Raw genomic sequence first — 17,120 nt, forward strand, 5'->3', positions numbered from 1 at the left:
CAACAATAACCTCTTTACTTAATTATTCAGGGGCTGACACAAAGTAATAATCAGCCTGTTTTTTACAAACCCCATCAATTACTTTTGGTCAACCCCTGAATTACTTTATAATATCCTGTTATTTTTGATAAGTCTCTACATGATTTATTAATTGCCCGATATGATCAATTGATATTTCTACTCTGTCGTTGTCCTGTAAGGTGAAGCTGTTATCGGGTACCAGGCAGGTACCTGTCATCAGATAACATCCATCCGGGAACGCACATCCTCTGTAAAGGAAATCTACCAGCTCCTGGTGGCTGCGTTTCATCTGGCTGATAGGAACACTATCTGAATACGCCTGCTGATCGTTACGGTAGATCGACATTTTAATAAGAGTATCCGCCGGAATAGGAGTGGAAGGCACCATCAGACATGGACCCATACCAGCACATTTCTCATATACCTTGGCTTGTGGCAGATACAAAGGGTTTTCGCCTTCTATACTACGTGAGCTCATATCATTTCCAACTGTATATCCTTCAATGCTTCCTTTACTGTTGATGAACAAAGTAAGCTCTGGTTCAGGAACATCCCAGGACGAGTCTTTTCTGATATATACTATATCGTTATGCCCTGAAACTCTGTGTGGCGTAGCTTTAAAGAAAAGTTCCGGGCGTTCGGCGATATATACTTTGTCATAAAAAGTAGCACCTCCTGAATCTTCCGATTCTTCCATTCTGGCTGTTCTGCTTCTGTAGTAAGTTACTCCGGCTGCCCATACTTCCTGAGAACCAATGGGAGCCAGTAGTTCAGTGGCCAGCAATTTTTCTGCATCTGCCTTATTGATAGCAGTTTTATTTTGAATTGAAGAATGAAGGAATTGAAATAAAGATGAACGATTTACTAATTCGTTCCAGGAGCCATCTAACAGGTAATAGGCATCCTGATAGCTGGCTATAATACTGCTTTTAGTCTTATATAAACGAATGATATCCATGATTGTTATTTGTTGTTTAGGAAATGTTGAACATCGTCGAGCGACAGTTGCCATAATTGTGTAGCCAGCGATTGCAAAGCTTCTTTGCTACCTTCGAAGTGCATGGTAGTCTGACGATATTTTAATGATTCACCTGGTTTTAATGGTAAGGCAGCAGAGGAGGATTCTACTTCATAAAAAGGCCCCATTTGTGTTCCATCGGCTAGTGGCCCATCGTTGTAGCAGTTTACGGCATCGCCTTTAAATGGTTCTTTCTGTAGTTCCCATTTAGAATTAACATAACTTCCTGTAGGAACGACTTCATAAAAAAGAACTGTAAGGGTATTATGTTCCAGGTCTATACTTCCTGCTCCTGATTTCGCCACAACAGGGGAGAGCCCTAGTTTTCCGCGGGCTTTTCCATCTGCACGGAAGAGAAGCAAACTATCTTTAACAAGCAGATTTTTATCTGCAATCTTTCCAAAATAATCATCTGTAATATATCCCTTAGCGTTTTCGATCCCTTTGAAAGGTGCAACAATAGCGGTTTGATCCGAAGGTCTGAACATCCCCAATAACCAAATACTCAGTAATCCATTTTGTTGTTGCCATGCACTGTCGCCAACATTGGTAACTGCATTATCTGTTTCATAAGCTACAGCTGTTACTCCCTGTGGTAATGTAAAACCTAAAGCCGTGTTGATATCTACCTGCCCAAGTAATCTCACAGAACGGGTGATTTTTACAGGGAAGTTGCTGCCACTGTAATTTTGCAATACACCACTTTGTTCATAGGTAACAGAAGTATCGCTATGGGCAGTCATCTGATAATGCACAGTATCTATCAGCGGAGGCGTTTGCCAATTATCAAATTCAAATGTTTTACCGGCAGGGAAGAAGAGAGAATACTGCCCACCTTCAGGTCCAAGCCAGAATCTCTCTTCACCACCAAATGCATTGATATGCGGATTCAGTTTGTGAGCACTTACAAGATTGTAGTTGATCCATCCATAACTTTTACCATCATTACCACCGGTAGTACTGGTCATAACCCTTGCCTGATAATCGCCGGTTACTACTACCTGGCTTTTACCATCAGGATGTGTGAGTACGATTACATTTTGTAAATGTTGCTTCAGAAAAGCTACATCCTCTCCAAAAGTATTGGCGGTTTTAGATTCTGTACTACTGTTACAGGCGGTTAGACCTGCAGCGGTAATACAACCAGCGATTAGCATAGATTTCATAGCGTAGAATTAATTGTTAGATGAATATTTTTATAAAGAAATACCTCTTTTCCATGGAATGAAGTCGTCTTGCCCCAGTTCCTGTGCTTTTGTACGATATTGTCCGCTGGCGGTTGCAATAACCATTTCCAGGATTTGATCAGACATCTGCTCCAATGTACTGGTTCCTTCAATAATGCTACCGGTATCTATATCAATGATATCGGGCATTTTGGCAGCCAGTTTACTATTGGTAGAAAGTTTAATAACCGGAGTAATAGGATTGCCGGTTGGTGTGCCCAGTCCTGTTGTAAATAATACAACTGTTGCACCAGCTCCTACTTCGGCAGTGGTAGATTCTATATCACTACCAGGAGTACAGAGCAATGCCAATCCGGGGTTTTGTACCCATCCAGGGTAATCCAATACATCTGTCACCGGAGATGCGCCACCTTTCTTGGCTGCACCAGCCGATTTAATTGCATCAGTAATCAGTCCATCACGAATATTGCCGGCAGAAGGGTTGGAATCAAATCCGGATCCTAATGCTTCTGCTCTGCTGGCGTAATCACGCATTAATTGCAGATATCTGGAGGCTAGTTCTGTATTGATACAACGATCGCTCAGTTCCTGCTCTACTCCGCATAACTCAGGGAATTCCGATAAGATAACACTTCCTCCTAAGGCAATGAGTTTATCTGCTACCAGCCCTACTGCCGGATTAGCGGAGATCCCGGAAAATCCATCACTGCCACCGCATTCCATGCCTATGCAAAGTTTACTGAGGGGAGCAGGTTGCCTTACCTGTTTGTTGGCTTTTGCCAGTGCTTCAAAGGTTTGTTGCAAGGCTTGTGCCATCAGTTCTTTTTCTGTACCAACCTGTTGTTGCTCTGCATATATTACTGTTCTGTCGAAGCCCGGAACTCTGTTTTCAATTTCTTCCTTCAACATAGATATCTGAGCATTCTGGCATCCCAGGCTCAGTACCGTTGCTCCGGCAACGTTAGGATGTGTAATATAACCCGCCAGGAGCCCGCATAAGGTTCTGGCATCGTATTTCGTGCCACCACATCCTAAGGTATGTGTAAGCAGTTTTATTCCGTCGATATTCTCGAAGGTCCGGGTAGGAGTGATAAGTGTTTCGGTAAGCGTTTGGTAGCTGGTAGATTTTCCCACTTTGAAATCAGCCAACAATTCTTCCAGCATTTTTTCGTATGGATGTGGGCGTTGGTATCCCAATTGTTTGGTAAGTACATCGTGTAGCAGTTCTACATTTCTGTTTTCACAAAATACCAGCGGAACTATTACCCAATAGTTGCCTGTACCAACGCGACCATCAGTTCTGTGATAACCCATGAAGGTTTTATCCTTCCATTTTTCGGTCTGTGGTACCGTCCAATCCAGCTTTCTGTCTGTTTTTACGGCAAACGGATCGGAAGCATGCCGAATATTTTTTGTAGTGATGAGTGTACCTGCCGGTAAATCTTCATTGGCAATACCAACGAGTACACCATACATAATGATATGGCCATCTTTGGCAATATCTCTGGCCGTAATTTTATGTTTTGCAGCAATTGCCTGTAAGGCAGTTACAGATTGATTATTGATAGTAAGTATTGTTCCGGCAGGAATATCCTGAAGTGCAACCCAAACGTTATCGGTGGGTTGGATGCTTAAAATTGATTGTTTCATTTTCACGTGTTTTAATCCTTAAACCAAAGCTCTGTCGAGATGCACATATCCGCCATCTACATGGATTAGTTGCCCGGTTGTGTGGCTCGATTTGGACGACAGTAAGAAAGCGGCCATCTGTGCTATTTCTTCCGGATGTGTCATTCTTTTTTCCAGCGGAATACGTTGAACGATGCTGGCTAGTTTGGCATCTCTATCTGCGAAAGTATTGATCCAGCTTTCGTATAATGGGGTCCATGATTCTGCAACGATAATGGCATTTACACGAATACTGTAGGGAAGCAGTTCTACGGCCCATTCTCTTGTTAATGCATTTCTTCCACCATTTGCGGCAGCATAGGCAGAAGTATTTCCCTGCCCCGTTTCGGCTGTTTTGGAGCTGATATTCACAATAGCTCCTTTGCTGACTTTCAGATAGGGGAGGGCATGATGTGCAATGAGGTAGTAATGAACGAGGTTCCGGTGCAGCGACTGCATAAAGCCTTCGTAGGAACCTTTTTCCAGTCCAATACCATCATTAATACCGGCATTATTTACCAGTCCGTCTATTCTTCCATATTTCTCTGCAATTGATTTTACTGCCTGTTCACAGGCCAGTGGGTCTGTAAGTTCAGCAGCCACCTGGTCGCCGTTTCCGCCCGCCTTACGGATGGTTTCGAGGTGTTGAAGGTTATCGGAAGCACTACGGCCGATGATAACAGGAAAGGCGCCTTCCTGTGCGAGGATAGATGTTATGGCGGCTCCAATTCCTTTAGCACCACCTGTTACTATAATGATTTTATCTTTTAAGCCAAGTTCCATAAGATGAGAGATTATTTGATAAGATGCTAACCATTAGATTTGGAGAATTCACCATTCAGTAAACGCCATATGCCCAATGGATTTTCAGTTTTTAATTCGGCTGGCAGAAGAAATGCAGGGAAATCCTGGAAGCAAACCGGCCGGCAAAAGCGGTAGATCGCCATCGTGCCAACAGAAGTGCCGGCAGCAGGAGTACATGCTGGCCAAGGGCCACCATGAACCATCGCATGGTTAACGGCAACGCCTGTAGGAAATCCGTTTATAACTAATCGGCCTGCCTTTTCTCTGAGGATATCTATTAAACCGGCATGTTGTTCCAGATCGGCCGCGGTTCCATGAATGGTAACGGTGAGCTGTCCTTCCAGTGAAGCTGCAAACTGATATAGTTCTTCCTGGCTGGAAGCAGTGATATGAACCGAGGAAGGTCCAAATATCTCGCTGCATAGCTCAGGCTGGGCTATTGCCTGTGGTACATCTATCACGAATAGCTGTGCATTGGCCTGGTGTGCCGCTTCAGGAGCAGCTGCAAATAGTTTTGCGCCTTCAGTTTTTAGTTTTTGCGTGCCAGTCTGATATGCCTGAAGAATGCCATTGGTAAGCATTACACCAGGTTGAATGCTGGTGATGTTCTCCTGTAGCTTCGTTAAGAATTCCTGTGCATTACCATAGGTAAGGAAGAGGCCTGGATTAGTACAGAACTGTCCTACTCCCAGGGTAACTGACTGGAGGAATTGAGTAGCTAATTCCTGTCCTTTTTCGGCCAAAATACCAGGCAGGAAGAAGACAGGGTTCACGCTGCCCATTTCGGCATATACAGGAATAGGAGTATGCCTGCGTGTAGCCGTTTCATATAGTGCTTTACCACCTCTGAAAGAACCTGTGAATGCTATGGCGGAAAGAGAAGGGTGAGCAGCAAGATGCTGGCCGGTTTCATTGGTAGCACCATGAATTAGTGAAAATACGCCTTCAGGCATCTGGCTGCGTTTTGCAGCTGCAATGATGGCAGTTCCTACCAGATGAGAAGTATGAGGATGTGCAGGATGTGCTTTAAAAACAACCGGGCAACCAGCAGCTAGTGCAGCGGCGGTATCGCCTCCTGCTACAGAGAAAGCCAGCGGGAAATTACTGGCGCCAAAGATGCCGATAACGCCAATGGGTATTTGCATCTGACGGATATCCGGAGTACCGGAATTGATACGTGCATTTACCCAGGAACCCTCAGTGATCAGATCAGCGAAGAGTTTAAGCTGGCCGGTGGTGCGGTCGCGCTCTCCCTGCAGTCTGGCGAGGGGAAGGCCTGATTCATTAGCGGCAGTATTAATTAGTTCATCGCCCAATGCCACGATTTCCTCAATTATCGCATAAAGAAAACCGGCTCTCTGTTGCGCTGTTGTTTTTTTGTACTGCGAAAAGGCAGTTGCAGCGAGGTGCATTGCCTGATCAATTTCTTTAGTAGTAGCTTCTTTAAAGGTAGGTTCTAACCATTGCTGAGCTTTCGGATTGAAGGCGCGGAATGTTTGCGCGCCTTCACCTGAAAACTGGTTTCCTATCAACTGTAAACCTGTAGACATGAAATATATTTTTTAATGAGATCAATTCACTTCAAGATCATTCTTTGCCGGTAAGGCAGGGAATGGAGCATGAGGCTCGCGCTGGTACCAGAAAACTGTACTGCTGATATCAGACTGTTGTGGTAAGTATCTGCCACCACTGCGCCAGCCAAGATCCTGGATAGTTACTTTCAATTCTTTTTCGAAACGGATGGGGTCCATAATATGCCAGCGATATAAGCCAAAGCGCTGCTGGGATTTATAGAGTCCATCCGGGCGAATTACCTGTGGTAATCCGGCATAGGCAGTAGAGAATTCCTGGTACCGGCCTTTAGTATCGAAATTGTAGGAGCCACAGAAGTAGTCTTCAGTACCTGTGCCGCAGATAGTTGGGAATTTGGTATCACCATCCATAAAGAATTTGATTTCACCTTCTCCCCACCAGCCGTTGTTATTCACGCCCCAGGCAAGATAAGTACCAACATACTGACCCTTACCTTTAATACCATCAATCAATGTAAAATTAGCTCCCTGAACCGGGTTACTACGACGGAACTGTGCATGGAAATAAGCTGCATCATCTGGTACATTGGTTAAGGTATAATCTACCTGATAATACAGTGTCATTCTTTCCGTATTAATATTCTCCATGGTAATCTTACATTTTTTGCGGAAAGGCATAGGCCAATAGCAGTTGAATGCAGATCCCGGGTTTACGCAGATCGCCAGGGAGTTGAGAGGAGCATATTCGCCCCAGCCCATTCCGAAGAAATCACCAACCGGTACTTCAACAGAAGGAGTGGTTTCATCATCCCAGTAGAAGCGGAGGATAGAGTAGCGCCAATTGCCGGTAGGAGTCATCCAGATGTGCTGAATAGAACCAGGACCGGTGATTTCGGCAAGGGTAAAAGTTTTACCTGGTTCGATGTTGATGTATGGATTTACTTTCCAGCCTTGTCCTAAATCTCTGGCAGCGCCTCTGGCGGTACCTTCTTCGAGGGTAGCCATACCACCTTTACCAGGTTGACCGCTAAAGTTTTCAGGGCTGATAGAACGGGTTTTCGCGTCTGAAAGACGGAATATGTTACCCATATTCATATCCAAGCCGTTAAATGGTTGTTGTGCATACAGCGCTGTACATAGGCTGGCACATAAAGTCAGCAGAAATAGCTTTTTCATAATGCGTGTACTTAATAAGGTGCTTTAACGTTTAAGCAATAGTAATTCAATAATCATCATCCTGGTTTTACCTTCCTGGGAAATCAAGCATTTAACTGGAGGGCAAGCGGGTTGCCCGGTATATTAGTGCTTGGTACCACAGGACTGGCGAATTACCAGTGTTGTATCAATATAGATGTTCTCAATTATTTTCTTTTGATCTTTGATTTGTTCCAGCAGCACTCTTACAGCTTCTTTCCCCATTTGTTCAATTGGCTGTTGGATATAGGTAACAGGCGAATAGAATAAATCGAATGCTTCGCCTTCATCGAATGCAATTACTGCCAGAATATCGGGAATGCGTATACGCAGTTCATTAATGTATTTCAGTCCTTCAATTGCCAGACTGTTTGTAGCAAAGAAAATAGCATCTGCACGTTCAGGGCCCGTACAAAGCTGATCAATAGCTGCACGGATGTCGGTTTTCAGGTGGGCATATCTGGCGGTTTTAAGCCGCTTTTCTGCACCTTCCATGCGATGATCTTTCATCGCTTCCAGGTAACCTCTTTTTCGTTCACTGATATGATGCAGGGTGGTTTCGTAGGCAATCATCCCAATTCGCTTTCTGCCGGCATGTACCAGATGTGCCACAGCTTCATAGGCCGATTCGAAATTGTTGACTGCAATATGATTGGTCGGAAAAGTTGGAAAGTAACGGTCTATCAGTACAAACGGTACCTTCTGTTCCTGTAACCAGGCTATTTGTTTCTCTGACCCTTCTGTGGGGGTAATAATCAGTCCATCTACCTGCCTGTTGAGCAATACATTGATCAAATCCTGAGACTTGTCTACATTCTCGTCGGAACTGCCGAAAATTACCGTATAGTTGTTACGTTTTGCCTCATCTTCAATGACCCTGGCAATGCTGGCAAAGAATGCATTGGAAATATCGGCCATAATCAACCCAATAGTAAAAGACTTTCCGCTTTTCAAACTTCTGGCTATATGATTAGGCTGATAATTCAACTGGCGGGCGATTTCACGGATCTTTTTCGCCATTTCCTCGCCAATTCTGGCTTCTTTCTCCTTGTTGGTCAACACATAAGACACCAGCGCCGTGGAAACGCCTGCCGCAGTAGCAATGTCTTTTAGTGATACCTTCTTCATTTTTTAAAAGTATGCTTAAACGTTTAAGTTTGCAAGTATTTTGTGAAATTTTTTCTCGCAATGGCCCAAAGATTAATATTAAGGGGCAAAGATTTTATTAAAGAAAATAAGGAATAATGATTTTTAAAGAGTTACTGAGATGTTTCCGTTATAAATGGAAACAATCAAAATTCTTAAAATATCAGCTTTAATCCTTATTTTCTTTAATAAAATCTTTGCCCCTTAATATTAATCTTTGCTTCTCTGCGAGAAACCCGGGATTACTTATAGTTCGGGTTCTGGTCTAATACTGCATCCTTATTCAGCTGAATTTCAGACAAAGGAATAGGCAATAACAGGTTGGTAGCAGTTAAACCAGTGATTGGTTTCTGCGCATCTCCGCTGTTTAATTTAATCGCTCTGTCGACCAGGGTTCCGGTACGCATCAGAGTAGCCCGGCGATTTTCTTCTCCTATCAGTTCCCTGGCCCTTTCATCCAGTATAAAGTCCAGTGTCATCTGACCCGCTTTTACATCAGGTGCTTGCGCCCTGGTTCTCAGCACATTAATGGCATCTGCTGCTTCCTGGGTTTTACCCTGTGCTACCAGTGCTTCGGCAAGCAATAGGTAAGTTTCTCCCAACCTCATCAACATAAAATCTTTAATCATCGCATAACCAAACGTATCATTCGGATCGAACTGCCCCCATTTAGTGGTACTCGGACAAATTTTATACAATGAATCCGGATCAGTGAATGGTACAGGTTTTCCGAAAAGAGTAGGTTTAGTCGGATCATTATAATAATACTGCCTGCGGATGTTATATTCAGAATTACGAATATCCCCGTGGTCGTATAAGTGATACAGTACCCAGTTGCTTAATCGCAAGCGCCCGATTCCACGTCCACCTAACGAATCGCAGATAACCATACCTGAAATATTGTAGTAGGCTGCTCCCCAGACCCTTCTTTGCTGAGGGTTGTCGGTAATCCCACCAACTACGGTTGCAGGATTTTCCTGCTCCAGCACCCAAATGGCCTCTGTATTTCCCTGAGATCTTCTTTGATTACCATATTGGAACATATCAGAATAATAATCGCCGGGTAAATTACTTTTAGCTCCATAGCGTTTATTAATTAAACTGAACCTGCCGCTTTTAATAATGTTTGTTGCCTGTTCTTCTGCTAAAGCACCTTTGCCGGCACGAAGGTAAACTTCGGCAAGTAACTGCATCGCCATATACTTATTGGCTCTGCCATACATTTTTCCTTTGGAATTCGACTTCACGGCATCAATATCCGGCAGGTTGGTGATAGCAAATGTCAGATCACTAATGATGGCATTATTTACTTCATCCAGTGAAGCGCGGGTAAAATCTGTTTTAGGCCCGGTAAGCGGATGTAATACTAAAGGAACTTTACCGAACAATGTAGCCAGGTTGTTATATGCATAGGCTCTAAAAAACTTTGCTTCTGCATCTATCGCTTTTTTACCGGCATCGCTGATGCTGGTAAGAGTTGGACTTTCAACTCCATCTATAATCGTGTTGGTAAGATTGGCTAGTATATAATACCTGTTCCAGATTCTTGCGGCAGCTCCATCCGTTGACGTTAGTTGTGCATAATTGTAATAGGGGATTTCTATACCCTGCTGATTGGCAGTAGCATTGGCCACATCTGTACCTACCTGCCATACACTTGGCCAGCCCTGCTGATCAGACCAGGAGAAGATAGTACTTATATGATTATAGATTCCTACCAGTGATGCTTCAAATCCTAATGAATCGTTTAGCGTAACCGGAGTATAAGAAGAATAAGGCTTTTCATTTAGAAAGCTCTTACTGCATGAACCAGAAAAGAGTATAAAGGCAGCCAGGGAAAAAGTAGTAATGAATATTTTTTTCATAGCAGCATAGTTTAACGAAGTGAAATATTAGCACCAATTACAAAAGCGCGAACAGTAGGATAGTTGTTAACCCATTCGCCAACTCCTCTTGTTGCATAATTATTTTCAGGGTCCCAACCTATCCAGTTGGTGAATGTATACAGGTTTCTACCACTAGCATAAATGGTAAGGCTACCCAGATGTAGCTGATCAAGTAGCTTTTGTGAGAATACATAACTGATTGTTACATCCTTGATCCTGGTATAGCTTGCATTAGATGCATAGCCATATCCGCGTGTATTGTTATAGGAGAGGGCCGGACGTGAATTGTTTTTATTTTCCGGAGTCCAGTAGCCAATTTCAGCCGGTGTATTTCTGCGACCTGTTTCATCTCCATAATTGAGATCAGGATTGTTTTTGGTAACACCCTGCACAGTTTGTACAAAGATGCTCAGGTTGAAGTTTTTGTAATGGAAAGTATTGGTGATACCACCTGTCCATTTAGGGGCTGTCTGACCTAAAATAATTTTATCATCGGCGGTAATACCTCCGCTGCCGTTAATATCTTCAAATTTCAGATCACCGGGTTTAGCACCGGGATCTTGTTTGGAAGGATCTTCCCCGGTTTGCCATACACCAAGCAGTTTATAATCGTAGATTACGCTGATAGGCTGACCAATAAACCATCTGTTACCCAGGTCGCTTTTCTTATCGCCATAGAGATCTACTATTTTATTTTTGTTGGTAGCAAATACCAGGGCGGTTTCCCAGGTAAGAGCCGTGTTGGTGAGGTTGCGGGAATTCAATGATATTTCAAGTCCTTTGTTGGCCGTTTTACCAATATTATCCAATACGTTTCCATAACCGGTGATAATAGGTAAACTTCTCTTCAACAGGAGTCCGCTTGTTTTGGTATCGTAAACATCTATACTACCATATAATCTGTTTTTAAGTACTGAGAATTCTATACCCAGGTTAGTACCGGTAGTTGTTTCCCATTGCAGATTGGCATTACCTAGATTGCCCGGAAATGCGCCAATGGTGCTAACTCCGTTGAAGGGTGAGCGGCCGGTATTATCTGTTGTAATTGTTCCATACATATCCACAGCCTCATTTCCTGATTTACCATAAGAACCACGAATTTTTATGTTATCGATTGCAGAAATTGATTTCATAAAAGATTCGTTGCTGATATTCCATCCTAATGCCACTACTGGAAAGACTCCAAATTTTGTGGTGTTGGCACCAAATACAGAGGAGCCATCCCTGCGGGCGGTGAATGTTGCTAAATAGCGGCTATCGTAGGAGTAATTGATACGTGCCATCTGTGAAATCAGCGCTCTTCTGTTGGCCAGCGAGTTACTGGTTTGAGTAGCGCCAGCTCCTAAATTGTTAAATCCAAGCTTATCATTTACAAACCCAACAGCACCGCTGGTAGTAGAGCGGAATTTAGCTTCCTGAGAGCTATATAAACCTGTAAAATCTATATGGTGTTTCTGCCAGTCCTTATTGTAGGTGAGAATGTTTTCAATTGTATAACTATTTGTTTCGGCATTATACAAGCTTGCTGTGCCTACCATATCATTTGCAGCCCTTCCAATATAGCTGCCAGTAGAGGCAGGCAGATAAGTATAACCTACATTCAACCTATACTTTAATCCGCTTAAAATACCGGAGAATTTAACTTCCGCATATCCGTTACCGTTAACATTGGTATTGCGATCTATGCGATCCGTTAATAATCCCAACATTGGATTGGTATATAATTGCTCCGGATTCATCGGATAAATGGCATAAGTACCATCAGGATTATAGAGCTTGCCATAAGGGCTCATAGCCGTTGCGTATAACAGGTTTATGCGACCTCCGTCCATATTATTGTTGGTCAGAAAGCTCGACATCCCCACACTCAGATATGGTGTGATGTTCGCATCAATATTGGAGCGTACGTTTACACGTTTGTACTGGTAGCCTTTAATCACACCTTTCTGATGCATATATTCACCAGACACATAGTATTTAACATCCGGAGTACCACCAGAAATTGAAAGGTTATGATCCTGCAGAATACCAGGTTGAGTAGTTACATCCAGCCAATCGATGGTTTTACCGGCATTGTAGTTTTCCAGCTCACCGTAGTTAGGAACAGGATTGGTTTGAGTTTGACCGGTTTGTTTCAGATAGTCGGCATACTTTTGAGTATACTCTTCACCGGTTCTTGGTTTCAGAATATGAGCAATATTTTCTCTGCCGGCGTAGGCATTGTACCTGATTATTGGTTTGCCGTTGGCGCCGCGTTTAGTAGTGATGAGAATTACTCCATTTGACCCGTTTGTTCCGTAAATAGCAACAGCAGAAGGATCTTTTAGCACTTCAATTGAAGCGATATCATTTGGGTTGATGTCGTTCATCGTACCGCCTTGTTTACTGAATGGAATTCCGTCTACTACGATGTAAGGACCGGTACCGGCAGTGATGGAGTTCTGGCCACGAATCAGGGTGGTAGGTTGCTGGCCTGGAACGGAAGAAGTAGTAGTAATATTCATACCGGCAACAGCACCTTCCAAAGCCTGCATTACGTTGGTAACAGGAAGTTGAGAAAGTCTTTGTTTGGGTACTGAAACTACTGCACCGGTAATATCAGCACGTTTTTGAGTACCGTAACCAACTACCACAATATCTGATAATTGTTTACCATTGTCATTCAGGGTGATCTGAAATAATTTTTCTCCCTCCTTGCTTACCTGAATAGTTTTGGGAGAAAGACCAATAAATGAAACGGTAATAGAAGTATTACCATCTATAGCAACTGTAAACGTTCCATTGGCATCTGTTACTGTACCATGTGCCGTGTTGTTTACTTTAATGGTAGCTCCAGGCAGTGGATTGCCCTTATCATCTACCACCTTTCCTCTGATAGTGTATTGACCAGTTTGAGCTAGGATAGTGTTACCTATACTCAACACAAGGAAAATCACCAGCGATACAAAAGGAATTTTGATTTTCATAACTGTGAGATTTAAGATAAGTTGATTGTTACTGGCATAGCAATTCCAGCCGGTAATTGATATACAATTCCCGGAATGTGAATTTGATTATGATTAGAAGTTTTAGATTGAATAATGGTACAACATAGCAGCCATCAAACATTGAAAGCAACTAAGGAGCTGAATAATTTATCTGGTTACTGACATTCATAAATATGAGATTTAAGGCATAACATTTCCAGCCGGTAATTGATGTACAATTCCCGGAATGTGAATTTGATATAATTAGAAATTTTTAGATTGATTAATGGCACAACATAGGTGCCATTAATCATGGAATGCGACCAGGCAATGAATAGTTAATTTGGTTGATGAAATTCATAACAGTGAGATTTAATTAAATAGTGCTAATTGGCATAACTTCTCCAGCCAGTAATTGATGGACTGGCTCCCGGAAAATGATTTTATTCTATTACAAATCAAGTTAGATCAAGTAATGGCATGACCTGAATGCCATTGTGCATAGTTCGCCCAAAGGCGCTGAATAGTTTTTTTTGGTTGATAATATTCATAACGAGTAATAATACTATCGATTGCATCGTAAACAAATGTAGTAATTATTTTTACAATTGTCATATTGACACTAAAAAACTTTTTACCGGAAAACTTTAGCAACCTATTGATATAAAATAAAAATCGAAGCGAATGTTTCCACTCGCTTCGATTATTTTAATTGTTATAAGTAATTGATTTTTATCTACCTCCCCTTGAAGGTCTGCCGCCTCCGGAAGGTCGGGCGCCCCCGCCACCTGATGGTCTTGCACCTCCGCCACCTGATGGTCTTTGCATTTGAGGTGGCCTGCTAAAATTCTGATCTCTCATACCACCGCGATCACGTTGCATTTGAATGCGATTCATATTTTGCTGCTGCTGAGGAGCTGCAGGCTGCCATCTGTTATTCTGCCGTTGTTGCCAGGAACCCTGATTCCTTCTGTAAATATTTCCATCCCCATCAGATATGATATTATTCTGCCCCCTTGAAGGTCTGGCATTAGGCCTGTTGGGCTGTGGTAAATTATTATTGCCACCCGGCAACCTGTTGTTATCACCCCTGTTAGGGAGTGAAGGATTATTACCACCCGGCAACCTGTTGTTATCGCCCCTGTTAGGCAATGAAGGATTATTGCCACCAGGCCTGTTATTATCACCCCTGTTAGGCAATGAAGGATTATTACCACCCGGCAATCTGTTGTTATCACCTCTGTTAGGCAACCTGTTGTTATCACCTCTGTTAGGCAACCTGTTGTTATCACCTCTGTTAGGTAATCTGTTATTATCCCCCCTGTTAGGGAATGTAGTATTGTTATTACCACGGTTAGGCAATGAAGGATTAGTTCCGGGAGGCAACCTGTTAGGCCTTGTTTGAGGCTGAATATTCTGGCGATCTCTATACAGATTATTTGTTGCCCCCGGAGGCAAGCGATTGGGTCTCGTCTGGTTAATAGGCCTGTTTACATTAATGTTTGGCCTGTTATTGTTCCAATGAGGGGGGCGCGGTCTGCCATAGTAGCCACCATTAAAGCCCCATGGTCTGTACGGTGGACGATAGAGAGGAGGTCCAAACCATCCTCCGTAAAATCCACCTGAGTAATAGTAAAAATTGCTCCACCCAAAGTTGAAGGTCCAGTTAAAGCCCAGATTCCAACCGGTCCACGGGTTGTAACTAACTCCAAAACCCCACGTTAAAGGACGTGGATAGAAGTAGTGTCCAAACCATGGTCTGTATCTCCAGCCGGTACCCCACACAACTGTAGGGCCGTAAATATAGGAATTGAGGTATCCCGGTGTATAACCTGTATAGATATACTGCGGAGTTACATCATAGATGTACACGTATTTGGTATTGTAAACCGGACTGGTAGGAGGAATATTATCAACTCCCGGTGGCCTTTCTGTGCTAACGCTCCAGGGGCCGTTAGGGCTGTTACTAACGTACCAGACACCGTTATCTACAGCATAGTAAAGATCGCCTGATTTTAAAACAGTGATGTTACTGTTTTCGGCAAAGGAAAGCCCGGCATTTTCGATCCCTGTAAATTGCGGAGCGCCATCATACGTAACATTAGTGGTGGCGGTTCTTTCAACTCTGGCGGTTTGTGGGATTTGTGCATCTGCAACAGCTTCTTCGGCCGCAGAAGTACCGGCAACATTGGCAAGTACTCCATCCTTATCCGAACCATCCGGGATCTTGGCAAAATCGGCAGGTAATTTATCGCTAGGCACATAAGTCCACTTTCCTTCGAGGGAAGGTGCACTATACCATCTTCCTGCTAAGAGTACATATGTTTTCTGGTCAGTAATATCCTTGAATATATCATCCAATGTATTATCTGCAAACAGCAGGGATGTTCCCTGGATGTTTTTATACGTCGGTTGTCCGTCGGTCTGAATCAATTCTGCAGGTTGTGTACGCACAATAATTTCCATGGGGGTTGGATTGGTGAGCTTACGTTCCTGGTCATTATTTTCCTTTTCTTTTTCCTTAAGTTGCTGATCAACAGACCGGATATTAGCAGGTAAGTTCTTTACCACACGATATCCGGAGGTAATACTGTTGGATGAATACCAGAAGTCGCCCCCATACAGGTAGTATTGTTTGTCGTTTGGATTTTTGATGATCAGGTTGGGTGAGTTCACCACTCTCTCCATCTGTAAATCTTTATCCATTTCAACTTTGGGTTCTCCATCCAGTACTACCAGCATAGCAGGTCTGGTTCGATAAATAATTTCAGGTGGATTATTATTCAGGTTATCATCGCGGATTTGTTGCTCTGCTTTAATAGAGGTAAGCAGCTGATCCAGCGACATGGTAAGGTTCCATTTGGGAAATTCAGTTTCCAGTAATTGAGAAAACTGAGCTAATTTATTGTTGTCTGTGATATCCGGAATTTTGATTCGGGTTATCTTAAGTGTTTCAAGCGTAGCGGTTCTATCAACCTTGTCAGTTTCTATCAATGCATCTGCCCATATAACGCCGAAGACGGGTTCGCTTTTAGAAGTCTGACGCACAGAAACCGCTGCTCTCAGAGAGAGACGATTCCCTTCCAGTTTTTCTCCCTGGGGCTGATAGATAGTGATTTTTCCTCCACCGGAAACAGGTATTTCTTTGGGCCATGTTTTTTGTTGTGCATTAACAGAAAGTGCTAAACAACATAATAAGAAGGCTCGGAAAAAATGATGTAACATGAGCTGTTGATTGACTAGTGGCTAAAATGTTATTTATTTAACATTCTGATGAGCCAATTGTTTAGTCAATCTACCTTGAGGTTATAATATAAGTATTTGTAAGTTAGTGAGTTATAAAAGTAATCATTTAGATTTTGCTAATCGCCTTACTTCTACTGTATTGGCTTCGCCCTGTAAAACGGGGCATCCTTTGGCAAAGCTTACAGCTTCAGCAATTGAATCGGCTTTTACAATAACGTAGCCTCCAATAGTTTCATTGGTGTCTCCAAAAGGGCCATCAGTTACTACACCGTTATGCCTGACCACCTTACTGTCGTCGAATAATATACCATTGCTTCCAACAAATTTATTCTGTGCTACAATACCATCTACCCATTCCTTAGTTTGCTGCATCCAATGCTGAATTTGTTCCGGGGAAGCAATTTTGTTACCATCCTGATGCCTGAAAAGCAAAATAAACTCGTCCATTTTTT

11 protein-coding genes are annotated in these 17,120 nt (G+C 42.9%); all 11 read right to left on the reverse strand.

The genetic code is table 11. From position 1 onward, the window contains the following. Window positions 1–118 precede the first annotated feature (118 nt). The gene (locus DVR12_RS14175) at window positions 119–979 is read right to left on the reverse strand and encodes a fumarylacetoacetate hydrolase family protein (RefSeq protein WP_233522390.1); all 861 of its coding nucleotides are present in this window, start codon (window positions 977–979) and stop codon (window positions 119–121) included. A gap of 5 nt (window positions 980–984) precedes the next feature. Next, window positions 985–2,205 (reverse strand): DUF6786 family protein, encoded by a 1,221-nt coding sequence (locus DVR12_RS14180; RefSeq protein WP_116976378.1) that lies wholly within the window; start codon window positions 2,203–2,205, stop codon window positions 985–987. A gap of 30 nt (window positions 2,206–2,235) precedes the next feature. Beyond that, window positions 2,236–3,876 (reverse strand): UxaA family hydrolase, encoded by a 1,641-nt coding sequence (locus tag DVR12_RS14185; RefSeq protein ID WP_116976380.1) that lies wholly within the window; start codon window positions 3,874–3,876, stop codon window positions 2,236–2,238. A gap of 18 nt (window positions 3,877–3,894) precedes the next feature. After that, complete coding sequence (locus DVR12_RS14190; RefSeq protein WP_116976382.1) at window positions 3,895–4,677, reverse strand: L-fucose dehydrogenase; 783 nt, start codon at window positions 4,675–4,677, stop codon at window positions 3,895–3,897. 26 nt (window positions 4,678–4,703) lie between these two features. After that, window positions 4,704–6,248, reverse strand: coding sequence for an aldehyde dehydrogenase (NADP(+)) (locus DVR12_RS14195; RefSeq protein WP_116976384.1), 1,545 nt, complete (start codon window positions 6,246–6,248; stop codon window positions 4,704–4,706). Between the two features lie 21 nt (window positions 6,249–6,269). Then, window positions 6,270–7,406, reverse strand: coding sequence for a glycoside hydrolase family 172 protein (locus DVR12_RS14200; RefSeq protein ID WP_116976386.1), 1,137 nt, complete (start codon window positions 7,404–7,406; stop codon window positions 6,270–6,272). Between the two features lie 123 nt (window positions 7,407–7,529). After that, the gene (locus DVR12_RS14205; protein ID WP_116976388.1) at window positions 7,530–8,552 is read right to left on the reverse strand and encodes a LacI family DNA-binding transcriptional regulator; all 1,023 of its coding nucleotides are present in this window, start codon (window positions 8,550–8,552) and stop codon (window positions 7,530–7,532) included. Window positions 8,553–8,812: 260 nt separating this feature from the next. After that, window positions 8,813–10,435 (reverse strand): RagB/SusD family nutrient uptake outer membrane protein, encoded by a 1,623-nt coding sequence (locus DVR12_RS14210; RefSeq protein WP_116976390.1) that lies wholly within the window; start codon window positions 10,433–10,435, stop codon window positions 8,813–8,815. A gap of 11 nt (window positions 10,436–10,446) precedes the next feature. Further along, on the reverse strand, window positions 10,447–13,422 hold the full coding sequence (locus DVR12_RS14215; RefSeq protein WP_116976392.1) for a SusC/RagA family TonB-linked outer membrane protein: 2,976 nt from the start codon (window positions 13,420–13,422) through the stop codon (window positions 10,447–10,449). A 732-nt stretch (window positions 13,423–14,154) separates the two neighbouring features. After that, window positions 14,155–16,647 carry a hypothetical protein gene (locus DVR12_RS14220; protein WP_116976394.1) on the reverse strand — a complete coding sequence of 831 codons (2,493 nt, stop codon included), beginning with the start codon at window positions 16,645–16,647 and terminating at the stop codon, window positions 14,155–14,157. Between the two features lie 123 nt (window positions 16,648–16,770). Beyond that, a complete protein-coding gene (locus DVR12_RS14225) occupies window positions 16,771–17,115 on the reverse strand; it encodes a YciI family protein (RefSeq protein ID WP_116976396.1) in 345 nt (114 codons plus the stop codon). Window positions 17,116–17,120 lie beyond the last annotated feature (5 nt).

The sequence above is a fragment of the Chitinophaga silvatica genome (genome assembly GCF_003419895.1).
Taxonomy (GTDB): Bacteria; Bacteroidota; Bacteroidia; order Chitinophagales; family Chitinophagaceae; genus Chitinophaga; species Chitinophaga silvatica.